This is a genomic window from Candidatus Nanopelagicales bacterium, from assembly GCA_041393815.1.
Classification (GTDB): Bacteria; Actinomycetota; Actinomycetes; order S36-B12; family JAWKJK01; genus JAWKJK01.
The window spans coordinates 173417-196520 of sequence record JAWKJK010000006.1; the positions used below are offsets into that span (position 1 = coordinate 173417).

At 74.9% G+C, this 23104-nt stretch carries 18 protein-coding genes; 10 read left to right on the plus strand and 8 right to left on the minus strand.

All coding sequences use genetic code 11. From position 1 onward, the window contains the following. The first annotated feature begins 2 nt into the window (after window positions 1-2). The 5 genes from R2737_16155 (at window position 3) to R2737_16175 (ending at window position 8171) form a co-directional block, all read left to right on the plus strand. Window positions 3-1418 carry a cytochrome ubiquinol oxidase subunit I gene (locus tag R2737_16155; GenBank protein MEZ5117794.1) on the plus strand — a complete coding sequence of 472 codons (1416 nt, stop codon included), beginning with the start codon at window positions 3-5 and terminating at the stop codon, window positions 1416-1418. Window positions 1419-1433: 15 nt separating this feature from the next. Next, entirely contained in the window at window positions 1434-2534 is a 1101-nt protein-coding gene (gene cydB, locus R2737_16160; protein MEZ5117795.1) for a cytochrome d ubiquinol oxidase subunit II, read from the plus strand. A gap of 253 nt (window positions 2535-2787) precedes the next feature. Further along, window positions 2788-4569: a thiol reductant ABC exporter subunit CydD gene (gene cydD, locus R2737_16165; protein ID MEZ5117796.1), complete on the plus strand. Its 1782-nt coding sequence runs from the start codon at window positions 2788-2790 to the stop codon at window positions 4567-4569. Further along, the gene (cydC, locus tag R2737_16170) at window positions 4566-6374 is read left to right on the plus strand and encodes a thiol reductant ABC exporter subunit CydC (protein MEZ5117797.1); all 1809 of its coding nucleotides are present in this window, start codon (window positions 4566-4568) and stop codon (window positions 6372-6374) included. Before cydD ends, cydC begins: the two co-directional genes overlap by 4 nt. A gap of 87 nt (window positions 6375-6461) precedes the next feature. Continuing rightward, complete coding sequence (locus R2737_16175; protein MEZ5117798.1) at window positions 6462-8171, plus strand: GAF domain-containing protein; 1710 nt, start codon at window positions 6462-6464, stop codon at window positions 8169-8171. 37 nt (window positions 8172-8208) lie between these two features. On the opposite strand, the gene R2737_16180 is transcribed toward R2737_16175, so the two are convergent. The 3 genes from R2737_16180 to R2737_16190 all read right to left on the minus strand — a co-directional run bounded on the left by R2737_16180 (window position 8209) and on the right by R2737_16190 (window position 11333). Further along, a complete protein-coding gene (locus R2737_16180) occupies window positions 8209-9006 on the minus strand; it encodes a hypothetical protein (GenBank protein MEZ5117799.1) in 798 nt (265 codons plus the stop codon). A 140-nt stretch (window positions 9007-9146) separates the two neighbouring features. After that, entirely contained in the window at window positions 9147-9800 is a 654-nt protein-coding gene (locus R2737_16185; protein ID MEZ5117800.1) for a response regulator transcription factor, read from the minus strand. A gap of 15 nt (window positions 9801-9815) precedes the next feature. Next, window positions 9816-11333, minus strand: coding sequence for an MFS transporter (locus tag R2737_16190; GenBank protein ID MEZ5117801.1), 1518 nt, complete (start codon window positions 11331-11333; stop codon window positions 9816-9818). Between the two features lie 171 nt (window positions 11334-11504). On the opposite strand from R2737_16190, the gene pdhA reads away from it, so the two are divergent. The 3 genes from pdhA to R2737_16205 are packed head-to-tail and all read left to right on the plus strand — an operon-like array spanning window position 11505 to window position 15065. Further along, on the plus strand, window positions 11505-12596 hold the full coding sequence (gene pdhA, locus R2737_16195) for a pyruvate dehydrogenase (acetyl-transferring) E1 component subunit alpha (protein MEZ5117802.1): 1092 nt from the start codon (window positions 11505-11507) through the stop codon (window positions 12594-12596). Further along, window positions 12593-13576: an alpha-ketoacid dehydrogenase subunit beta gene (locus R2737_16200; protein ID MEZ5117803.1), complete on the plus strand. Its 984-nt coding sequence runs from the start codon at window positions 12593-12595 to the stop codon at window positions 13574-13576. The genes pdhA and R2737_16200 overlap by 4 nt, the downstream gene beginning before the upstream one ends. A gap of 13 nt (window positions 13577-13589) precedes the next feature. Beyond that, window positions 13590-15065 (plus strand): dihydrolipoamide acetyltransferase family protein, encoded by a 1476-nt coding sequence (locus tag R2737_16205; GenBank protein MEZ5117804.1) that lies wholly within the window; start codon window positions 13590-13592, stop codon window positions 15063-15065. 99 nt (window positions 15066-15164) lie between these two features. On the opposite strand, the gene R2737_16210 is transcribed toward R2737_16205, so the two are convergent. The 3 genes from R2737_16210 to R2737_16220 form a co-directional block, all read right to left on the minus strand. Further along, window positions 15165-17225, minus strand: coding sequence for a cytochrome c oxidase assembly protein (locus R2737_16210; protein MEZ5117805.1), 2061 nt, complete (start codon window positions 17223-17225; stop codon window positions 15165-15167). Beyond that, a complete protein-coding gene (locus tag R2737_16215) occupies window positions 17222-17887 on the minus strand; it encodes a copper resistance protein CopC (protein MEZ5117806.1) in 666 nt (221 codons plus the stop codon). The genes R2737_16210 and R2737_16215 overlap by 4 nt, the downstream gene beginning before the upstream one ends. Window positions 17888-17955: 68 nt before the next feature. Then, window positions 17956-18843 (minus strand): maleylpyruvate isomerase family mycothiol-dependent enzyme, encoded by an 888-nt coding sequence (locus R2737_16220; protein ID MEZ5117807.1) that lies wholly within the window; start codon window positions 18841-18843, stop codon window positions 17956-17958. 60 nt (window positions 18844-18903) lie between these two features. Here R2737_16220 and R2737_16225 point away from each other — a divergent pair, with 60 nt between their 5' ends. Further along, window positions 18904-19695 carry a carbon-nitrogen family hydrolase gene (locus R2737_16225; GenBank protein MEZ5117808.1) on the plus strand — a complete coding sequence of 264 codons (792 nt, stop codon included), beginning with the start codon at window positions 18904-18906 and terminating at the stop codon, window positions 19693-19695. A gap of 140 nt (window positions 19696-19835) precedes the next feature. Here the strand turns inward: R2737_16225 and R2737_16230 are convergent, their stop codons facing one another. Together R2737_16230 and R2737_16235 are read right to left on the minus strand one after the other, a co-directional pair. Continuing rightward, the gene (locus R2737_16230; protein ID MEZ5117809.1) at window positions 19836-20642 is read right to left on the minus strand and encodes a L,D-transpeptidase family protein; all 807 of its coding nucleotides are present in this window, start codon (window positions 20640-20642) and stop codon (window positions 19836-19838) included. A gap of 35 nt (window positions 20643-20677) precedes the next feature. Further along, on the minus strand, window positions 20678-21172 hold the full coding sequence (locus R2737_16235; GenBank protein MEZ5117810.1) for a rhodanese-like domain-containing protein: 495 nt from the start codon (window positions 21170-21172) through the stop codon (window positions 20678-20680). A 74-nt stretch (window positions 21173-21246) separates the two neighbouring features. On the opposite strand from R2737_16235, the gene R2737_16240 reads away from it, so the two are divergent. Beyond that, entirely contained in the window at window positions 21247-23097 is a 1851-nt protein-coding gene (locus R2737_16240; GenBank protein MEZ5117811.1) for an NHL domain-containing thioredoxin family protein, read from the plus strand. The last annotated feature ends 7 nt before the right edge of the window (window positions 23098-23104 follow it).

Below are 23104 nucleotides of genomic sequence, written 5' to 3' on the forward strand. Positions count from 1 at the left end.
TGATGTCAGCGCTCGACCTCTCGAGGTGGCAGTTCGGTATCACCACCGTCTACCACTTCCTCTTCGTCCCGCTCACGATCGGCAGCGGGTTCCTCGTCGCCGGCTTCCAGACCGCGTGGCACCGCACCGGGAACCCGAAGTACTACAAGCTCACCAAGTTCTTCGGGAAGCTCTTCCTGATCAACTTCGCGATGGGTGTGGTCACCGGCATCGTGCAGGAGTTCCAGTTCGGCATGAACTGGTCCGACTACAGCCGGTTCGTGGGTGACATCTTCGGTGCCCCGCTCGCGATGGAGGCGCTGCTTGCGTTCTTCCTCGAGTCGACCTTCCTCGGCCTGTGGATCTTCGGGTGGGACCGGCTGCCCAAGCGCATTCACCTGCTGACCATCTGGCTCGCGGCCTTCGGCACGATGATCTCGGCGTACTTCATCCTCGCGGCCAACGCGTGGATGCAGCACCCGGTGGGCTACGAGGTCGACCCGGAGACCGGGCGCGCGGTCCTCAACAACGTGTTCACCGTGCTGTTCCAGAACACCGCCGTCATCGCGTTCTTCCACACCATCTCGGCCGCGTTCCTGGTCTCCGGTGCGGCCTTCATGGCCGTCGGCGCCTGGATGATGGCCAAGAAGCGCGACTCCGACGTCTTCCGTCCCGCGGTCAAGGTCGGGGCGGTCACCACCCTGATTGCGGCCATCGCGGTCTCCTGGACCGGCGACATGGACATGAAGATCATGGTCGAGCAGCAGCCGATGAAGGTGGCGGCGGCCGAGGCCCTGTACCAGACCCAGGAGAACGCGCCGTTCTCCGTGCTGACGATCGGGGACGTCACCGGCGACACGGCCACCGACATCATCACGATCCCCGGGCTGCTGTCGTGGCTCGCCACGGGCACCTGGGACGGCCCTGAGTCGACCGTGCAGGGCATCAACAACCTGCAGGAGCAGTACACGCAGGAGTACGGGCCCGGCAACTACGTCCCCTACGTCCCGGTCACCTACTGGGGATTCCGCTTCATGATCGGGTTCGGCATGCTCGCCGCGCTGTTCGCCCTGTGGGTGCTCTGGCACTTCCGCAGGGGACGCGAGGGCGCGGGGGGTCTCCTGCGCTGGACCTCGGTGTTCATCGTTCTCGGTCCGCTGATCGGCACCAGCGCGGGCTGGATCTTCACCGAGATGGGCCGCCAGCCCTGGATCGTGTTCGGTGAGCAGACCACCTCCAACGCCCACTCGCCGCTGCTGCCCGCCTGGCAGGTGTGGATCACGCTCATCGGGTTCACGCTGATCTACGCGGTGCTCGCCGTGATCGAGGTGAAGCTGCTGCTGAAGTACATCAAGCAGGGCCCCCCGGAGGAGGTCGTCGCGGACCCCTACGAGGAGTCCAAGTCCGATTCCGACAAGCAGCTGTACTTCGCGTACTGAGAGACGGAGACGACCATGGACCTCCAGACCGTCTGGTTCATCCTCATCGCCGTCCTCTGGATCGGCTACTTCGTCCTCGACGGGTTCGACCTCGGCGTGGGCACCCTGCTCCCCTTCCTCGGCAAGGACGAGCTGCGCCGCCGGGTCATGATCAACACGATCGGCCCGGTGTGGGACGGCAACGAGGTGTGGCTGCTCACCGCGGGCGGCGCGACCTTCGCGGCGTTCCCGCTGTGGTACGCGACCATGTTCAGCGGCTTCTACCTCGCGCTGTTCCTGGTGCTGCTGGCGCTGATCGTGCGCGGCGTGGCGTTCGAGTACCGCGGCAAGGCCGACACCGCCCGCGGCCGCCGGATGTGGGACTGGGGCATCTTCGTCGGGTCGGCGCTGCCCGCGCTGCTGTTCGGCGTCGCGTTCGGCAACGTGGTCCGCGGCACCGCGATCGAGCCGATCGCGCTCAACCCGGTCGACCCGACCGGCACCGTCGTGCTGAAGGACGCCAGCCTGCTCAACTACACCGGCTCGTTCTTCGACCTGCTCAACCCGTACTCGCTGCTGCTCGGCGTGATGACGCTGCTGGTCTTCACCACGCACGGCGCGATCTTCCTGCGGCTGAAGACCTCGGGCGAGATGCGCGAGGCCGCCGGCAAGCTCATCGTGCCGCTCGGGCTGGCGGCGGCCGTGGCCGCCGTGGGTGCGCTGCTGTGGACGCAGGCGTTCTCGCAGCGGGTCCCGGTCACCCTGCCGGTGGTCCTGGTCGCCGCGGTGGCGTTCCTGGGTGCGCTGTTCATGGCGCTCAAGGGCCGCGACGGGTGGGCGTTCATCCTGTCCTCGCTGACCATCGCCCTCGCGGTCGCGTCGCTGTTCCTGGCCCTGTTCCCGCGGGTCATGCCCAGCACCATCGACGCCGCGTACGACCTGACGATCTACAACGCGTCGTCGCAGTCGTACACGCTCACGGTCATGACGATCGTGGCGGTCATCATGACGCCGATCGTGCTGGTCTACCAGGGGTGGACCTACTGGGTGTTCCGCAAGCGGATCAGCACCTCGATGATCCCGCCGGAGGCCACCCCGGGCCGCGCGGACGACCGGTTCGCCGGCGCCGCCGGATAGCGCGGACGGCACGGCGCACGGCACTCGACGGCGCCGCGGGGTCCTGGCCCCCGCGGCGCCGTCGCCGTTCCCGGCCCGCAGGCCGGCGCCGAGTGGGACCCACGTGCTTCATCCCGGTGGAACGTCTGACCCGGGCTGGTGGAACGTCTGACCGCCGCGCGCTGCGCGCGGCGCGGTCAGACGTTCCACCAGCGCCGTGACCGGGTGGGGCCGCGGTCGCGGATCGGAGGGGTGGAGGCAGGATGGTCCCGCTATGAGACCGCTGGACCCGCGCCTGCTGCGCTACGCGCGCAGCACCCGCGGGTTCCTGCTGCTCGCCGTGGTGCTCGGCGCCGCCACCGCGGTCCTGGTGATCCTGCAGGCCCGGCTGCTGTCCGGGGTCATCGTCGACGTCACCGCGGGCGGGGCGGGCCTGGACACCGTGGCGTCCGGGGTCGGCGCGCTGGCCGCCGTGGTCGCCGCCCGGGCCGCGATCGCGTGGGGCGCGGAGGCCGCCGCGTTCCGCACTTCCGCCCGGGCCAAGCAGGAGCTGCGCGAGGCGGCGCTGGAGCACGTGGTGGCGCTCGGCCCCGCGGGGCCCGCAGGCAGCTCGGGTGGCGAGGTCGCCACCCTGGTGACCCGCGGCGTGGACGCCCTGGACGGGTACTTCGCCCGCTACCTGCCCCAGCTGGTGCTCGCCGTGATCGTGCCGGTGGCGGTGCTGCTCACCATCCTCGGCCAGGACATCCTCTCGGCCGTCATCGTGGCGGTCACGCTGCCGCTGATCCCGGTGTTCATGATCCTGATCGGGCTCTACACCCGGTCCCGGGTCGACCGGCAGTGGCGCACCCTCGCGGTGCTGTCGGGCCACTTCCTCGACCTCGTGGCAGGACTGCCGACGCTGAAGGTCCTCGGCCGCGCGCAGGCCCAGGTGCGCGCCCTCCGGGCGATCGGCGACCGCTACCGGCGCACGACCATGGGCGTGCTGCGGGTCTCCTTCCTGTCGTCGCTGGCGCTGGAGCTGCTGGCGACGCTGTCGGTGGCGCTGGTGGCGGTGTCGGTCGGCCTGCGGCTGGCCGAGGGCCAGATCGCGTACGCGCCGGCCCTGTTCATCCTGCTGCTGGCCCCGGAGGCGTACCTGCCGCTGCGCCTGGTGGGCCAGCACTTCCACGCCGCGGCGGAGGGCCTCGGTGCCGCCCAGCGGCTGTTCGAGCTGCTGGAGACCCCGGCTCCGCTGGCCGGTGGGACCGTCGTCCCGCCCGACCGGCCGAGCGTGCTGGTCGAGTCGGTGTCGGTGACCTACCCCGGCCGTGACGCCCCCGCCCTGCACCCGACCACCGTCGAGGCGGCCCCGGGGCAGGTGGTCGCGGTCGTGGGGCCCTCCGGCGGAGGCAAGAGCACCCTGCTGGCGGTCCTGCTCGGCTTCGTCCCGCCGACCACCGGCGTCGTCGCGCTGCGCGGCGCGGACGGCACCCTTGTCGACCAGGCCCAGGCCGACCCGGCGGCCTGGCGGGCGCGCTTCGCCTGGGTGCCGCAGAGCCCCCAGCTGGTCGCCCCCGGCTCCGGCGAGCAGCCGACGGTGGCCGCCGCCGTCCGGCTCGGGCGTCCCGATGCCGACGACGACGCCGTGCGCGCGGCGCTCGCGGCCGCCGGGGTGCTCGCCGACATGACGGCGCTGCCCGACGGACTGGACACCCGGCTGGACGAGGCCGGCGGCGGACTGTCCGCCGGCCAGCGGCGACGCGTGGCCGTGGCCCGGGCCCTGCTCACCGACGCGCCGGTGCTCCTGCTCGACGAGCCGACCGCGGCCCTCGACGGGGCCAGCGAGCAGGCCGTCGTCGAGGCGATCCGGGCCGCCGCCGCGGCCGGCCGCACGGTGATCGTGGTCGCCCACCGCCCGGCCGTGGTCGCCCTGGCCGACCTGGTCCTGCACGTCGCCCCGCCGGCAGGGGCGGCCCTGCCCGATCCTGCCGACCCCGCCCAGGACGCGTTCGCGTCGGCCGAGCGCGACGCCGCCGCGTCCGCCCGCGGCACCGTCACCAGGAGCGGCTGGTGAGCGCGCACGGCCCGGTGCGCCGGGTGTGGGACGCCATGCGGGCCCAGCGTCGCGAGCTCGCACTGGCGGCGTTCGTCGGGTTCCTGGCGTCGGCCAGTGCCGTGGCGCTGCTGGGCTTCTCGGTGTGGCTGGTCGCCACCGCGTCGACGCAGCCCCCCGTGCTGTCGCTGTCCGTGGCCGCCGCGAGCGTGCGCGCCTTCGCCCTGGGCCGCGCGGTGTTCCGGTACGCCGAGCGGCTGGTGGGCCACGACGCCGCGTTCCGCGGCCTCACCGGGCTACGCGTCGCGGTCTACGAGCGGCTGGAGCGGCTGGCCCCCGTCGGCCTGGCCCGGTTCACCCGGGGCGACCTGCTCGCGCGGCTGGTGGCCGACGTCGACACCGCGCTGGACCTGCCGCTGCGGGTGGTGCTGCCCTGGGCGCAGGCCGTCCTCGTCAGCGCCATCACCGTCGCCTTCGTCGCCTGGGTGCTGCCGACCGCCGGGTTGATCCTCGGGGTCGCGCTGGTCCTCGGCCTGGCCGCGGTGCCCTGGCTGGCGGCGCGCACCGGTGCGCGGGCCGAGGCGCGCCTGGCGCCCGCCCGCGGCGAGCTCAGCGCCGCCGTCGTCTCGACCCTGCGCGGGACGCCGGACCTGCTGGCGTACGGCGCCACCGGGCAGGCGCTGCGGCGCACCGGCGGTCTGGACGACGAGCTCACCGGGCTGGCCCGGCGGGAGGCGGCGGCACTCGGCTCGGCCGCGGGGATCGGGACACTGGTCCAGGGGCTGGCCGTCGTGCTGACGCTGCTCGCCGCCGTCCCCGCGGTGGGTGACGGCCGGCTGGAGCCGGTGTGGCTCGCGGTGGTGGCGCTGCTGCCGCTGGCGGCGTACGACGTGCTCGCGACCCTGCCCTCCTCGGCGCTGGCGCTGCAGCGGGTGCGCGGGTCGGGCGAGCGGATCGCGGAGGTGGTCGACGCCCCCGTCCCCGTGCACGAGCCGGACCGCCCCGCCGCGGTGCCCACGGGGCCGTACGCCGTCGCCACGACCGGCCTGGTCGCGCGCTGGCGCGACGACGGCGCGCCGGCGCTGCGCGGAGTCGACCTCGCCCTGGCCCCCGGCGAGCGGGTCGCGGTGGTCGGTCCGAGCGGGGCGGGCAAGTCCACCCTCGCCGCGGTGCTGCTGCGCTTCCTCGACTACCAGGGCTCCGCCCGCCTGGCGGGCACGGAGCTGTCGGAGCTCGAGGGCGACGACGTCCGTGCGGTGGTCGGGCTGCTCGGCCAGGACGCGCACGTCTTCGACACCACGGTCGCCGGGAACCTGCGGCTGGCGGCACCCCAGGCCGACGACGAGGTTCTCACCGCGGCCCTCGACCGGGTGGGACTGGGTCCCTGGCTGCGGGCGCTGCCGGGCGGGCTCGAGGGGGAGGTCGGGGAGTTCGGCCACCGGATGTCCGGCGGGGAGCGGCAGCGGCTGGCGCTGGCCCGGCTGCTGCTGGCCGACCGCGCGGTGCTGGTGCTGGACGAGCCCACCGAGCACCTGGACCCGCAGACCGCCGACGCTCTCGGCGACGTGCTGCTCGACGTCACCGAGGGGCGCACGACCCTGCTGGTCACGCACCGGCTGCGCGGCCTGGAGCGGGTGGACCGCGTGGTCGTCCTGGTCGATGGCCGGGTCGCCGAGGCCGGCCCGCACGAGGCCCTCGTCGCCGGGGACGGGTGGTACGCCCGGAGGTGGGAGGCCGAGCGGGAGCAGCTCGACCTCGCCGCGCTCACCGCGGCCGTGCCGCCGGGCACGGCCGTTCCCGGTCCGGCGGCCGGCGGCGCCGGGTAGCGGGTCGGGCCCGGCCAGGACCGGGGCCGGGCCCTTGGTCCCGAACCGGACGAGCCGGACAGCGCCGCGCGTGCCAGGATGACGGCCGTGCGCGACGACCGGGACCGGGGACTGTTCTCCGCCGTCGTCGCCGTGGCCGCGGGCCTGGAGCTCGGCGCCACCCTGCGCCGCATCGTCCAGGCCGCCGTCGACCTGGTCGACGCGACGTACGGCGCGCTCGGCGTCCTCGGCCCGGACGGCCGGGTGGTCGACTTCGTCCACGTCGGGATCGACACCGCGACGGCCGAGCAGATCGGGCCGCTGCCCAGCGGCAAGGGGATCCTCGGGCTGCTGGTCGAGCACCCGGTGCCGATCCGGCTGGACGACCTGAAGGCCCACCCCTCGTCCGCCGGGTTCCCCGCGCACCACCCGCCGATGACGTCGTTCCTCGGCGTCCCGATCCGGGTCCGCGGCGAGGTGTTCGGCAACCTCTACCTCACCGAGAAGCGCGGCGGCGGCGCGTTCACCCCCGACGACGAGCACACCGTCATGGCGCTGGCGGCCGCCGCCGGCGTCGCGATCGAGAACGCCCGGCTGTACGAGCGGACCCGGCAGCGGGAGCGCTGGCAGCGCGCCGTCACCGAGATCGACAACGCGGTGCTGTCGGGAGCCGACGCGGGCGAGGTGCTGGAGCTGGTCGCGTTCCGCGCCAGGGTACTGGCGGCGGCGGATGTCACCGCGGTCGTCCTGCCGGACTCCGACGGCGTGCTCACGGTGGAGATCGTGGACGTGCGCGACCCGGACAGCGAGGAGGAGCCGCCGTCCTCGCGCTGGTCGGTGCACCGGTCCCGGCGCCGGCGGCACGTGCCCCGCCTGGACACCGGGCGGCTGCGCGCGTGGGTGGGACAGCCGGTACCGGAGGCCTCCGTCCTGCGTCGCGCCTACCGAGAGGGCCGTACGACCGTCGAGCACTCGCTGGACCTGGACGACGCCCCGGTCACCGAGGACGGCGAGAGCGTCGGGATCTTCGGCACGATGGTCGTCATCCCGCTGCGCACCCCGGCCCGTGTCCTGGGGATCCTGGTGCTGCTGTGGGAGAACGACGCCCCGCCGTTCACCGAGGAGGCGCTGGAGCTGGCCGAGGCCTTCGCCACCCAGGCGGCGGTGACCCTGGTGCTGGCCGAGGCCCGCCGGGAGCACGAGCGGCTCGTGGTGTACGAGGACCGCGACCGGATCGCCCGCGACCTGCACGACCTGGTCATCCAGCGGGTGTTCGCCACCGGGATGATGCTGCAGGGCGTGTCCCGGGTCCCCGGCACCCCGGACGCGGTGAAGGAGCGGGTGTCCCGCGCGGTCGACGACCTGGACGCCACGATCAAGGAGATCCGGCAGACGATCTTCGCCCTGCACGAGCCGGTGGAGGGCCCGGCCACCGGCCTGCGCGGCCGGGTGCTGCGGGAGGCCGCCCAGTCCGCGTCGACCCTCGGCTTCTCCCCGGCGGTGCGGTTCGCCGGCCCGGTCGACTCCCTGGTGCCGTCGGGGGTGGCCGACCACCTGGTGGCGGCGGTCCGTGAGGCGCTGTCGAACGCCGCTCGGCACGCCCGCGCCGGCCGCGCGGAGGTGCTGGTCCAGATCGAGGACAACGACGTGGTGCTGCGGGTCACCGACGACGGCGTCGGCATGCCGGTGGCCGGTGGGCGCCGCTCGGGCATCACCAACCTGCTGGTCCGGGCCGAGGCGCTGGGCGGCTCCTGCCTGGTCGAGCGGGCCGACGAGGACGGCGGCACCCGCCTGGTCTGGCGCGTCCCGGTCCGCTAGGGCCGCTTCCCCGGGAGCGCTGCGTGCCGGTGGGCGGCTACCCGGTGTCCGACGGGTCGGCGCGACCGTGACGCCGCTGCCGGCGCATCTCCTGGGTCGCCTCCGCGAGGACCTCGTCGAGGTCCTCCGCCGGACCCCACGCCGCCACGCCCCACCCGGTGGTCCGCCACCCCGGCCCGGCGACCTCCGTCAGCCGGCGGCAGACCGTGGCCGCCCCGTCCGGGGACGCGCCGGGGAGGACGACAGCGAACGTGCTGCCCCGCAGCCGCGCCAGCAGGTCCTCCCCGCGCAGCCGGGCCGTCCAGCCGTCGACCAGCTGCGTCAGCGGGGGCGCGGCTCGCGCCCGCTGCACCTGCACCACCGCGACCCCGACCGGCTGGGCGTGCCGCTGCGACCAGGCGTACAGCCGTCCCGCGACCAGGTCCAGGCCGCTGGGGGCGAGCACCCCGCTGGCGGCGTCGTGCACGGAGCCCGCGCGGGCCCGGCTCGCCGACCATGAGGTCAGCAAACCCGCCGCGAGGCCCGCGCCGACCAGCACGGTCACGGTGCCCGCGTCCAGCCGGTCCGCGCCGAGCGTGGCGACGGCGTACGCGGCCGAGACCACCAGCCAGTGCCCGACCAACCAGGGCCAGGACGCCACGCGCGCCACGGCGGCCGTGAGGGCGACGAGGACCAGGCCGACCGCCAGCGAGGCCCACGGGGCGGGGGCGAGCACCGGCACGGCGCACAGCAGCAGCCCCGCGGCGCCCAGGCCCAGGCGGGGCCCGAGCGCGCGGATCCGGGACGGGCTCGCGGTGCTGCTGCCGCCCGGCGAGGCGGGAGGCATCTCCTCCATAAGGCGAGTGTCCGCCACGCCGCCGTGGACCGGAAGGGCACGAACGGATCCGTGCCCGGGGGCCGGACGGTCAGGCTCGCCCGGCCGTCCGGGCGGACCGGGGGTGGCGCGTGCCGGCCGCGCGTGGGCGCGACCTCGGCTCAGTGGTGGCCGGCCTCGCGCTCGGCGGCCATCCGGGCCGCGTACGCCGCCGCCTGCGTCCGGCGCTCCATGCCGAGCTTGGCCAGCAGGGAGGACACGTAGTTCTTCACGGTCTTCTCCGCCAGGTGCAGCCGCTCGCCGATCTGCCGGTTGGTCAGGCCCTCACCGATCAGCTCGAGGATGCGCTTCTCCTGCTCGGTAAGCGCGTCGAGGCGGTCGTCGTGCTTCTCCCCGTCGCGCAGTCGCTCCAGCACCCGCTGGGTGGCCGCCGGGTCGAGCAGGGACTTGCCGCCGGCCACCTGCCGGATCGCCTCGACCAGGTCGTTGCCGCGGATCTCCTTGAGCACGTACCCGGAGGCGCCGGCCATGATCGCGTCGAAGAGCGCCTCGTCGTCGGCGTACGACGTCAGCATCAGGCAGCGCACGTCGGGCAGCTGCGAGCGGATGTCGCGGCAGACCTCGACGCCGGACCCGTCGGGCAGGCGGACGTCCAGGACGGCGACGTCGGGACGGGCGGCGGGCAGGCGGTGCAGGGCGTCGGCCGCGGTCCCGGCCTCGCCCACCACCTCCATGTCGCTCTCGAGGCCGAGCAGGTCGGCCAGGCCCCGGCGGACGACCTCGTGGTCGTCGAGGAGGAACACGCGGATCGGCATGGGGGACAGTGTGCCCTAACTCGGGCCGGTGGACCGACCCGCGGGACGGCCCGGGGGCGAGCGGAGCGCGCCGCGGGGGAGGGCGAGGGCGGTGACGGCCCCCACCGCGCACAGGCCCGCCGCGATCGCTAGGGCCGTGGGATAGCCGGCGGCGAAGGCCGCCGGGTCCACCCCGGTGCCGCCGGACTCGCCACCCCCTCCGCCCCCGTCCCCCGCGGCGAGCATCCCGGCGGCGGCGGGGAGCGCGGCCACCGCGAGCAGGGTGGCCACGCGGGCGACCGCGTTGTTGACCCCGGAGGCGGCGCCGGCCCGACGGCCGCCCACGTCGGACAGCGCGGCGGAGGTGACCGGGGCGACCACGAGCACCAGACCGGCGGCGAACACCAGGATCCCGGGCAGCACCCCGGTGACGTACGTGTCCCCCGCCGACACGGTCCCCAGCAGCAGCAGGCCGCCGGCCATCACGGCCGGGCCGGCCACGAGCAGCGGGCGGGCGCCGACCCGTGGGACCCACCCGCCCACCCGGCCGGACAGCAGGGCCAGGGTGACCGTGATGGGCAGCCCCGCGGCTCCGGCGGCGAGCGCGGACCACCCCAGCGTCACGATCAGCTGCACCGTCACCAGGAAGAAGACCCCGCCGACGGGTCCGTACACCCAGAACGTCACCAGGTTGGCCACCGCCACGGTCCGGATCCGGAACAGCGACAGCGGCAGCATCGGGATGCGCCGGGCGCCGGCGTCGTACCGCCGCTCGGTGCGCAGCTCCCAGCCGACCAGCACGGCCAGCACGACGACGCCGGTGAGGACGAGGGCAGCGGTGAGTGCGGCACCCAGCCGGGCCGACTCGATCAGGGGTCCGGCGACCAGGCCGAGTCCGACGACCGCCAGCACTCCGCCGGCGATGTCCAGCTGGCCGGGCAGCGGGCCGGGGGCGCGGGCGCCGGGCAGCTCGGGGACGTGCCGGCGGGTGAGGAGGAGGACCACCAGGACGAACGGCGCGTTGATGAGGAACACCCAGCGCCAGCCGGAGGCACCGGTGTCCACCAGCCAGCCGCCCACGAACGGCCCGAGCATGGTGAACAGCCCGGACAGCCCGGACCACAGGCCGATCGCCCGCGGTCGCTCCGCGTCGCTGAACGCCGCGGTGATGATCGACAGGCTGCCCGGGACGAGCAGCGCGGCGGCGACGCCCTGGACCGCGCGGGCGGCGACCAGGGTCGACCCGGAGGGGGCCAGGCCGCACAGCAGCGAGGACACCCCGAACGCCGCGACTCCCCAGGCGAAGATGCGGCGCTTGCCCAGGACGTCGCCGAGGCTGCCGCCGACGAGCAGGAAGGACCCCAGCGTGAGCAGGTAGGCGTCCAGGACCCACTGCAGGGTGGCCAGCCCCCCGCCGAGGTCCGCGCCGATCCGCGGCAGCGCGACGCTGACGACGCTGGAGTCGAGGAACGCCAGCCCGGACGCGAGGATCAGCGCCGCCAGGGCGATCCGGCCCCGCCGCGTGCCCAGCCGCAGCAGCGGATCGTCGGTCACGGCCGTGACCGTACGCCCGCAGTCGCCCCCCGCCCTCCCCCCGCCCTCCCCCCGCCCCCCTCCGCGAGTGGAGGGTTGTGGTGGAAGTCGATCGATCCAAAACAGCCACAGGTCACCACTCGGCGGGGGGAGGATGCGGGTAACCCGGCCACGCCCCAGGAGGTCCCACCCATGACCGCCGACGGAGGCCCCGAGCTCGTCCAGCTCCTCACCCCGGAGGGCGAGCGGGTCCACCACCCCGAGTACGACGTCGACCTCGACGACGACGCGCTGCGGGCCCTGTACCGCGACCTGGTGCTGGTGCGCCGGGCCGACGCCGAGGCCACCGCGCTGCAGCGCCAGGGCGAGCTCGGGCTGTGGCCGCCGCTGCTGGGCCAGGAGGCCGCGCAGGTCGGCTCCGGTCGCGCGCTGCGGCCCGACGACTACGCGTTCCCCACCTATCGCGAGCACGGTGTCGCCTGGACCCGCGGGGTCGACCCGCTGCAGCTGCTCGGGCTGTTCCGCGGCGTCACCGACGGCGGCTGGGACCCGCACGAGCACAACTTCGCGCTCTACACGATCGTCATCGGCGACCAGACCCTGCACGCGGTCGGCTACGCGATGGGCATCCAGCGCGACGGCGCCGACGAGGCGGTCATCGTGTACTTCGGCGACGGCGCCACCAGCCAGGGCGACGTGAACGAGTCGTTCGTGTTCGCGTCGGTCTTCAACGCGCCGGTGGTGTTCTTCTGCCAGAACAACCAGTGGGCGATCTCCGAACCGCTGGAGCGGCAGAGCCGGATCCCGCTGTACCGCAGGGCCGCCGGGTTCGGGTTCCCCGGCATCCGGGTGGACGGCAACGACGTGCTCGCCGTCCTCGCGGTCACGCAGGCGGCGCTGGACGCCGCCCGCGACGGCGAGGGACCGACGCTGATCGAGGCCTTCACCTACCGGATGGGCGCGCACACCACCTCCGACGACCCCACCCGCTACCGGGTCGCCGCGGAGCTGGAGCAGTGGAAGCTGAAGGACCCGATCGAGCGGGTGAAGTCGTACCTCGCCCGCAGCGGCAAGGCCGACGCGGCGTTCTTCAAGTCGGTCGACGCCGAAGCGGAGGCGATGGCGGTGCGGCTGCGCGACGGCTGCCGCTCGATGCCGGACCCGGCGCCGACGTCGATGTTCGACCACGTCTACGCCGAGCAGCACCCGCTCATCGACGCCGAGCGCGCGCAGATGCAGTCGTACCTGGCGTCGTTCGCCGACTCCCACGGGGGGCGGCCATGACCGTGATGACGATGGCGAAGGCGCTCAACGCCGGGCTGCGCAAGGCGCTGGAGGACGACCCGAAGGTCGTGCTGTTCGGGGAGGACATCGGCAAGCTCGGCGGCGTCTTCCGGATCACCGACGGGCTGCAGAAGGACTTCGGTGAGGCCCGCGTGATCGATGCGCCGCTGGCGGAGAGCGGGATCGTCGGCGCGTCGGTGGGCCTGGCCATGCGCGGCTACCGGCCCGTGGTCGAGATCCAGTTCGACGGGTTCGTCTACCCCGCGTTCGACCAGATCGTGTCCCAGCTGGCCAAGCACCATGCCCGGTCGGCCGGCCGCACCCGGATGCCCGCGGTGATCCGGCTGCCGTTCGGCGGCGGCATCGGGGCGGTCGAGCACCACAGCGAGTCGCCCGAGGCGTACTTCGCCCACACCGCCGGGCTGCGCGTGGTGTCCCCGTCCAACCCGATGGACGCGTACGTGATGATCCGGCAGGCGATCGCCTGCGACGACCCGGTCGTGTTCCTGGAGCCCAAGCGGCGCTACTGGGACAAGGGCGAGGTGGACGAGTCGGTGTCGCTGGACCGGGCGCCGTCGCTGTTCCGCGGCCGGGTCGTGCGGCCCGGCACCGACGTGACGGTGGTCTGCTACGGCCCGATGGTGCGTACCTGCCTGGAGGCGGCGGAGGCGGCGGCGGCGGAGGGCCGGTCCCTGGAGGTGGTCGACCTGCGGTCCCTGTCGCCGCTGGACCTGGACCTGGTCGTCGACTCGGTGCGCCGCACCGGACGCCTGGTGGTGGTGCACGAGGCGCCGGTCTTCCTCGGACTCGGCGCGGAGATCGCCGCCCGGGTCACGCAGGAGTGCTTCTACGAGCTGGAGGCCCCGGTGCTGAGGGTCGGCGGCTACGACACGCCGTACCCGCCCGCCCGGATCGAGGAGGAGTACCTGCCCGACCTCGACCGCGTGCTCGACGGCGTCGACCGCGCACTGGCGTACTGAGGAGGTGGCGGCGATGGAGGAGTTCCGCGAGTTCCGGCTGCCGGACGTGGGCGAGGGGCTGACCGAGGCCGAGCTACTGCGCTGGTACGTCGCGCCCGGCGACCGGGTCGAGGTCAACCAGATGATCTGCGAGATCGAGACCGCGAAGGCGGCGGTCGAGCTGCCCTGCCCGTACGAGGGCACGGTGTCCGAGTTGTTCGTCGGCGAGGGCGACCTGGTGCCGGTCGGCACGCCGCTGCTGACGGTCGTGGGCGGCTCCGCGGGTGGCGGCGCCGCTGCGTCGGCGGCCGGCGCGGCCGGAGCGGAGGTCGTGGTCGACGAGGTCGAGGCCGTGGCGGCCGAACCCGCTGCGCCGCAACGGGAAGCGGTCCTGGTCGGCTACGGCGTCAAGCAGGGTGCGGACGTGCCCCGGCGACGGGCCCGACGGGTTGCCGACCCGCTGACCGGGGAGCCGGTGGAGGTCCCGACCGGGCCCGCGGCGACCCCGCACGGGATGCTCGCCCCCGACGCGGGGCCGCCCGGCGAGGCCGCGCGGCCGGTGCGGGCCGGGGGTCTGGAGGTCGGGCGTACGGTCGAGGACCATCTCGCCGCCGGCGCGCCCGCGCCCTCCGCACGGGTCCGGGCGAAGCCTCCGGTGCGCAAGCTCGCCCGCGATCTGGGTGTGGAGCTGGCCGGTGTCGACGCCACCGGTCGGCACGGGGACGTGACCCGGGCCGACGTGGAGCGCGCCGCCCGGCTCACGGCCGACACCGGGCGGGCGGCTGCGCGACCGGTGGTGGCGACGGGACCCGAGGAGGAGCGGATCCCCGTACGCGGGGTGCTGCGCTCCATGGCCGACGCGATGGTGCGCTCCGCGTTCACCGCACCGCACGTCACGGAGTGGGTCGATGTCGACGTCACGCGGTCGGTGGAGCTGGTCGCGCGGCTGCGCGACCACGAGGGGATGGCCGGGGCGAAGGTGACCCCGCTGACGCTGGTCGCCGCCGGCCTGCTGTACGCCGTACGTCGCAACCGGTCGGTGAACGCGACCTTCGACGAGGCCGCCGGGGAGATCGTGCGCAAGCGTGACGTCAACCTCGGGATCGCCGTCGCCGGGCCGCGTGGGCTGGTGGTGCCGAACATCAAGGCGGCGGACCGGCTGTCGCTGCCGGAGCTCGCTGCGGCGCTGACCGCGCTGACCGAGCGCGCCCGGGCCGGGCGGACCGCGCCGGAGGAGATGCTCGGCGGCACGATCACGATCACCAACGTCGGGGTGTTCGGGGTCGACGGGGGGACGCCGATCCTCAACCCGGGGGAGGCCGCGATCCTGGCGATGGGGCGGGTGCTGGCCCGGCCCTGGGTCGTGGACGGGGCCGTGGTGCCGCGGCAGGTGATGGAGCTGACGCTGTCCTTCGACCACCGGTTCGTCGACGGGGCACTCGGGTCGCGGGTGCTGCGGGCGGTGGCGGACTTCCTGGAGGACCCGGCGCTCGCGCTCGCCCTCGGCTGACGGCACCGCCGGGGTACCGCTCGACACCCCCGGTGGAACGTCCGACCACTCCCGCGCGCTCGAGCGCTGTTCGTACGTTCCACCAGTGTGGGACGGGGGTTACCGGCCGGGGTTGTCGCGGGGGGCGGTGGCCCGCTCGTGGCGTTCGTGCCGGTCGGCCAGTGCGGCGAGGTGGGCGTTGTACGCCTTGAGGTCCGCGTCGCCGTCGCGGTCGGCCTTGCGGTCGTGCCGCCGGGCCTCCCGCTCGTCGCTGCGGGCCCACTGCACCGACAGCGCGACCAGCACGATGAGCGACGGCACCTCCCCGAAGCCCCAGGCGATGCCTCCCCCGACGTTCGTCTCGGCCACCAGGTCGGTGATCCACGGCGGCTGCACGACGCCGTACCACTCCACCGCCAGCGGGACCTCGGACATCATGATCGGCACCGCGAAGAACGAGTGGATGACGATCGACGCGAGCAGCAGCAGCAGCCGGGCCCAGTGCGGGAGCCGGCGCGGTGTCGGGTCCACGCCGATGACGACCCAGTAGAAGAGGTAGCCCGCGGCCAGGAAGTGCACCTGCATGAGCACGTGCCCGAGGTGCGTGCCCATGAGCGTCGCGAACATCGGGGTGAAGTACAGCCCGTACAGCCCCACCGTGTAGACGAACAGCACCCACAGCGGGTGGGTGATGAACTTCGTGAACGGGGTGTGCAGCGCCCACACGATCCACTCGCGCGGACCGCGCTGGCCGGGCGGGGCGGGCCGGATGGCGCGCAGCGCCAACGTCGTCGGGGCGCCGAGCACCAGCAGGATCGGCGACACCATCGACAGCGTCATGTGCTGCAGCATGTGCATGCTGAACGACGCCGGCGCGTAGACCGCGATGCCGGCGCTGGTGGACCAGATCACCGTGCCGATGCCCAGCAGCCACGCCACCGTGCGCCCCCAGGGCCAGCGGTCGCCGCGGGCGCGCAGCCGGGCGACGCCGTACACGTACAGCCCCGCGGCCACCAGGCTGGCGGTGAGGAAGAACGGGTCGAAGATCCAGCCCAGCGCCACCCGGGCGATGGTCGGCTCGGGCGGGAACGGGTAGCCCAGCAGGGTCTCGGCGTACGACGGCAGCGACTCCTCGACCCGGGGGAACGCGGTGCGCGACATCGCCACCGCCACCCCGATCGCGGCGGCCATGAGGGTGATCTCGACCAGGGCGAGCTTTGCGAACGCCAGCCGTCCGCCGGGGCCCTCGAGCCCGGGCAGGATCCGCGCGCGCATCCGCGCCGCCAGCACCAGCAGGACCCCGAGCAGAACGATCTTCGCCAGCACCAGGCGGCCGTAGTCCGTGGTGAGCAGCTCCGTGGGCGAGTCCATCCGGGTGTACGCGTTGGCCAGCCCGGACAGCGCGAGCACGGTGACGGCGACCATGGCGACCCGGCTGAACGCGCGCGCGGAGCGAACCATCCCGGGGTCGCGTCGCCAGGCGTGCAACGCCAGGGCGACCAGCCCGCCGACCCACAGCGCGCTGGCCACCACGTGGGCCAGTCCGGCGGTGAGCGCGAGGGCGTGGTCCCCCAGGCCGGAGCCGTGGCCGGCGAACGACGGCGTCGCCAGCCCGATCAGCGCCAGCAGCAGCCAGGCGGCGGCGGTGCCGACGGTGGCCGTGAGCGCGGCGCCTACGGCGACGACGACGGCGACCAGTGCCACCAGGGCGTAGGCCTGCGTCTGCGGAAGCTCCCACGCGTACGTCTGGACCAGGTCCGGCGACAGCGCCTGCGACAGCGGGACGCCGAGGATGTCCGCCAGCGTCAGGAAGAACGCCGCGACCGCGAGGACGGCCCAGACCGCGGAGGCCCACGCGGCGCGGACCAGGTCCGCCCGGCCCACCGGGGACACCACTCCCTTGGCGCCCTGCGGGTCGAGGAAGGCCGCGCCCAGCAGCCACCCGCAGGTCAGCACGCCCGCGACGACGCCGCCGAGCAGCACGACCGGCAGGCCCCAGCCGACCCCTGCGCCCGGGTCGGGCAGGCCCGGCGCGGGGGGCTCGTACGCGCTGCCCGCCAGCACCATCGAGGCGACCAGCGTGGCCACGGCGACGACGCCGATCGCCAGCGGCACCAGCAGGCGGCCCGCCCGGGTGTTCTCGGTCGGGCGGCTGCGGGTCGAGGTCCGCGTAACGGTCACCCGGACCGCCGGGCGACCACCCACAGCACGCCCGCGGCGACGGCCAGCAGTGCCGCAACCCCGATGAGGATGATCGTGGCGGAACCGCCGCTCCCGGCGTCCTCCTGCGCCGCCACGGGGGATGCCGCGACGGACGACGGGCCGCCCTGGGGGGATGCGGCCGCGGACTCGCTCGGCGCCGACTCCCGGGTCTCGACCAGCAGGCTCGGCTCCGGGGAGGCGGTCGATCCTGCGGAGGGCGTCGCCGTGCCGGGGTAGGAGAAGCGCAGCGTTCCGGTCAGCGTGTGGCCGTCGTCCGCGACCACCCGCCAGTCGACCCGCCAGTCCCCGCCGGCCGCGTCGGCCGGCCAGGCGGCGGTGACGTCGGGGCCGGTCACGGCCGAGGGCAGCGGCATCCGAGTCCCGTCGGGACCCTCCGCCACCAGTTGGGTGCCGGCGTCGAGGACGTCCTCGCTGAAGGTCAGCGTGACCTCCGTCGGCGGCGAGTCCAGGGCGGACCCGTCGGCGGGGTCGGTCGACACCAGGTCGGCATGGGCCTGTGCGGCCGGGGCCGCGGCGAGTCCGGCGAGCGCCGCCAGCAGGGCGACCAGCAGAGCCGTCGCGGTGGCCAGGACGGGGCGGGCCGGCCCGCGGCGACGCCGCGATGCGGGGGTTCGGGTCACGGCCCGAGGGTACGCGGACGAACGGCGCGCCGGGGTTCGCGGGTCGGCCCGCAGGGGGCGTCGTGGGGCTACGGGGTGATGGCCAGGGCCGGCAACAGCCGGTCGCCGAGGTCGGGGTCGCCGGTCAGGTCCAGGGACCCCCGCAGCGAGGCCGGGCCCACCCGCCCGCAGCCGAGGGCCACCAGGTCCGGCCAGGAGCAGGTCAGCCCGACCGTCGGCTGCGCGACCGCGGCGTCGGCGACCCGGGCGGCCCGGCCGTCCGGCCCGACCGCCACGGTCTGGACCAGCAGCACCCCCGGGCCGGTGACCCGCACCGCGACCGTCGCGCCCGGCGGGGCGCCGACGACCTTGCCCCACACGTACGGCAGCGCCGATGCGATCTGGCCGGCGGACACCCACGCTCCGGGCGAGTCCAGGCCTCCGGGGAGGTCCAGCGCGCGCCGGGCGTCCTGCTCGTGTGCCCACAGGTCGAAGATCCGCATCCGCAGCAGCCGTCGCATCGCCATCGTGCCGCCGAAGGGGCCGGGCACCTCGTCGTCGAGGCCCTGCGGACCGTCGGCCAGCGCCTCCGCCCGGGCCGCGAACGTCTCGTCCCACTCGGCCAGCACCGCGTCCCGGGTCCAGGACCGGCGCAGGTCCACCGGTACCTCGGTGAAGCGGCCGAAGTCGCTCGTGACGTGCGGCAGCGACGTCCAGTCCGGCTCGTGCGCGGGGTCGGCCCATCCCAGCAGGGTCCGCTCGATGGCCGTGCCGTGCGCCACGAGGTCGCGCACGGTCCACCCCGGCAGCTCGGTGGAGGTGCGCCACTGCGCGTCGTCGAGGTCGGCGGCCAGGTCGCGCATCGCGGCGGCGCTGCCGGCCCAGACCGCGACCAGGGTGGGCACGTCGGCGTCGTCGAGGCGGAGGCCGGTGCCGGGCAGGGGGGTGAGCGGCGGTCCGGCGGCGGGGGTCGTCACGCTCCGCAGCGTACGCACGAGCGCGTCACCCGCGGCCCCGCCGGTGCCTATCCTGCGGCCATGCCCGCAGCACCCGTACGCGTCGCCCTGGTCCAGCTCGAGGTCACCGACGCGGAGTCGGTCGACGACCGCCTGACCCGGGTGGTCGACCTGGCCCGCGAGGCCGCCGCGGGAGCGGACCTGGTGCTGCTGCCGGAGATGTGGCACGTGGGGGCGTTCGCCGTCGACCTGGCGGAGAAGCACGCGCAGGGCCTCGGCGACGAGGTGGTGACCGCGCTGCGGGAGGTGGCCGAGAGCACCGCGACCTGGGTGCACGGGGGGTCGTTCTCCGAGGTCACCCCGGACGGGCGGCACTTCAACACCAGCGTCCTGGTGTCCCCGTACGGCGAGATCGCCGAGACCTACCGCAAGGTCCACCTGTTCGGCTTCGACGGCGGCGAGACGACGCTGATGAGCAGCGGTGAGCGGCTCGTGGTCACCGACAGCCCGCTGGGCCCGACCGGGCTGGCGACCTGCTACGACCTGCGGTTCCCGGAGATGTTCCGCGGGCTCACCGAGCTGGGCGCGGAGTCGTTCCTGGTGCCGGCCGGGTGGCCGGAGCGCCGGATCGCGCACTGGACCCTGCTGGCGCGGGCCCGCGCCGTGGAGAACCAGGCGTTCGTGCTCGCCTGCAACGGCGCCGGGACGCACGCGGGCGTGCCGATCGGGGGGCGCTCGCTGGTGGTCGACCCGCACGGCGAGGTGCTGGCCGAGGCCGGCACGGGCGAGGAGGTCCTCGTCGCCGAGATCGACCCGGACCGCGTGCAGGCCTGGCGCGACGCGTTCCCCGTGCTGCCCGACCGCCGCCTCTGACACCGCGACCGCGGCTACCCGGCCCGGCCGGACCCGCAGCCCCGTCCAGTGCTCGCTCGTGGTGGTTTCGGGACGTCCCGAAACCACCACGAGCGAGCACTCGCGAGATCTCCTCGGCGGCCGTGATGCCGGTCCGTGGGTCAGGCCCGGGGGAGGGCCGAGGTCGGTCCGATGACGATGTGCGGGTGGGCCGCCGGGTCCAGCCAGCGCAGCACCCGGCGCATCCGGTCCACGTCGATCCCGACGCACCCGGCCGTCGGCCGGTCGTCGTCCACGTGCAGGAAGATCCCGCCGCCGGCGCGGGTGTCCGCCGGGCGCAGCGTCACTCGCAGGCCGTCGCGGACCACGACCGGGCCGGGCGGCAGGTTGTAGTCGATGACCGCCACGTAGCGGTACTGGTCGCGCAGCCGCCACAGGTGCTCCACGTACCAGGGGCGCCAGCGGCCGGGGGCGTCGCGGGTCTGCAGCACGTTGTACGTGGCCGGGTCGCGCGGGTCGTAGGGCCAGCGGTCGTCGCGGTCGAACCGCCGGTACGGCATCGCGGTCCCCGGGTCGGGCCGGGAGCCGAAGGCGCCGACGAGGGCGAACGTCCCCGCGGGGGTGGTGCCGGTGCTCTGCCGGCGGGTGGCCGCGGGCGCCATGCCGTGCCGGCCGAGCCACGCGGGCACGGCCCGGTCGACCTGGCGCCAGGCCCCGTCGGTGCGGCGCTCGTAAGTCCGCAGCCAGCCACGAGTCGAGCGCCAGCCGCGCGCGGTCACGACGACCACCTGGCCGGCGCCGTCGAGCCCGGTGAGGTTCGCCGGGTGGTACGGGGGGAGGGCGCGCGGCGCCGTGGGTTGCTGTGCGGCGGGCCGCGGTGCCGCGTCTGTGACGGCGGTCGCCGCGGCGGGGACCCCGACGGCGAGGACGGCCGCGAGGCCCGCGGCGGCGAGAGCGCGCAGGGGCACCGGTCGACGGTACCCCGAGCCTGCCGGTGCGGTCGTCAGCTGACGACCGGCTGGCCGGCGGCCTCCCAGTCCACGATCCCGCCGTCGAGGTCGGCGACGGAGGTGAAGCCCATCTGGCCCATCTGGCCGGCGGCGACGCCGCTGCGGTTGCCGCTGCGGCAGTAGACCGCGTACGTGGTGTCGCGCGGCAGCTGGTCGATCTGGGCGACGAAGTCGGGGCCCTCGAGGTTGATGTTGGTGGCGCCCTCGAGGTGGCCGGCGGCGAACTCCTCCGGCGTGCGCACGTCGAGGACCACGACGCCCGGCGTCGCGACGACGGCGGCGAACTCGTCCACGCCGACCTTCTGCACGCCCTCGACGGCCGCGGCGGCCGCGGTGGACCCGCCCGCCTGCGGACCCTGGACGGTCGCGGTGGCGGCGGAGTCGGTGGTGCTCTCCGAGGAGGAGCAGGCGGCGAGGGTGCCGGTGGCGGCGACGGCGGCGAGCAGCAGGGCGGCGGCGCGGCGGGTCCGCGCGGAGGTCGTTCGCATACCCCCTAGGGTATAGGTCGAGGGCGGGTTCGGCCAAGTCCGCGGGCGGCGGGGACGCGTCGTAGGGTCCGGCCATGTCCGTCCCACGGGTGCGCGCGCCGGAGCTCGCGGGCGCCGGTGGCTGGCTCAACACCGGCGGTGCCGCGCTGTCGCTGGCCGACCTGCGCGGTCGCATCGTGCTGCTGGACTTCTGGACCTTCTGCTGCGTGAACTGCCTGCACGTGCTGGACGAGCTGCGAGAGCTCGAGCGCGAGTTCGCCGACGTGCTCGTCGTCGTGGGGGTGCACTCGCCGAAGTTCGTGCACGAGGCCGACCACGACGCGCTGCGCGCCGCGGTGCAGCGCTACGACGTCGCCCACCCGGTACTCGACGACCCGGACCTGGTGACCTGGGGCCGCTACGCGGTCCGCGCCTGGCCGACGCTGGTCGTGGTCGACCCGCAGGGGTACGTGGTCGGGCAGTTCAGCGGGGAGGGCCACGAGCACGCCCTGCGGGTCCTGGTCGAGCGGCTGGTGGCCGAGCACGCGGCGGCGGGGACGCTGCGCCGCGGCGACTCCCCGTACCGGCCGGAGCCGGTGCCGCCCGGTGACCTCACCTTCCCGGGGAAGGCGCTGCTGCTGCCCGACGGCCGGCTGCTGGTGTCCGACACCGGCGCGCACGCGCTGGCGCTGCTGGACCCGGCGGACGGGTCCGTCCTGGCCCGCGTCGGCGTCCCGGGACAGCGGGGTCTGGTCGACGGCGCACCGGACGCGGCCCGCTTCGCCGAGCCCGGCGGCGCGTGCCTGCTGCCGCCGGAGGTCGCCGAGCGGGTGGGCTACGACGTGGTCGTGGCGGACACCGTCAACCACGCGCTGCGCGGGGTCTCGGTGGCCGACGGCTCCGTACGGACCGTCGCGGGAACCGGTCGGCAGTGGATGCGCGGAGACCCGGACACCGGGCCGGGCGCCGACGTGCCCCTGTCGAGTCCCTGGGACTGCGCCTGGTGGCCGGCGCGCGGGACGGTCGTGGTGGCGATGGCCGGGGTGCACCAGCTGTGGGCCTTCGACCCGCTGACCGGACGGGTCGAGGTGCTGGCGGGCACGACCCAGGAGGGCCTGGTCGACGGCGAGCCGTCGCGCGCCTGGTTCGCGCAGCCCTCCGGACTCGCGGTGTCCGACGACGGCGAGACGCTGTGGCTGGTCGACGCGGAGACCTCCTCGTTGCGGCGGCTGCGCAACGGGCTGGTCCACACCGAGGTAGGCAGCGGGCTGTTCGACTTCGGGCACGTCGACGGCCCGGCCGACGAGGCACTGCTGCAGCACCCGCTGGGACTGGTGCCACTGCCCGACGGCTCGATTGCGTTGTGCGACACGTACAACGGCGCGCTGCGGGTCTTCGACCCCGTGACGCGCACGGTCGCCACCCTCGCGGCCGGGCTGGCGGAGCCCAGCGACGCGGTCGTCACCGCGGACGGCGTGGCACTGCTCGTCGTGGAGTCCGCGGCGCACCGGGTCACCCGGGTGCCGCTCCCCGACGAGGTGGTGCGCCACAGGGGGGACCGGCATCGGAGCCAACGGCCCGCGATGGACCTGGCGCCGGGCCGGGTCCGGCTGGAGGTCGCGTTCGCTCCGCCCGCGGGACAGGTCCTCGACGACCGGTACGGGCCCGCGTCGTACCTGGTGGTCTCCTCGTCGCCGGAGTCCCTGCTGGTGCGCGGGGCCGGGGCCGGCACGGACCTGGTGCGTGAGCTGGTGCTGGCCGCGCCGGAGGCGGCGGGCGTCGACAGCGGGGTCCTGCACGTATCCGCCCGGGCGGCGTCGTGCGACCACGACCCGGCCGTGGAGTTCCCGGCCTGTCACGTGCACCAGCAGGACTGGGGCGTGCCCGTACGGCTCGTCGCCCGCGGCGCGTCGGAGTTGGTGCTTCCGCTCGGCTCGGTCGGCTGAACGGCAA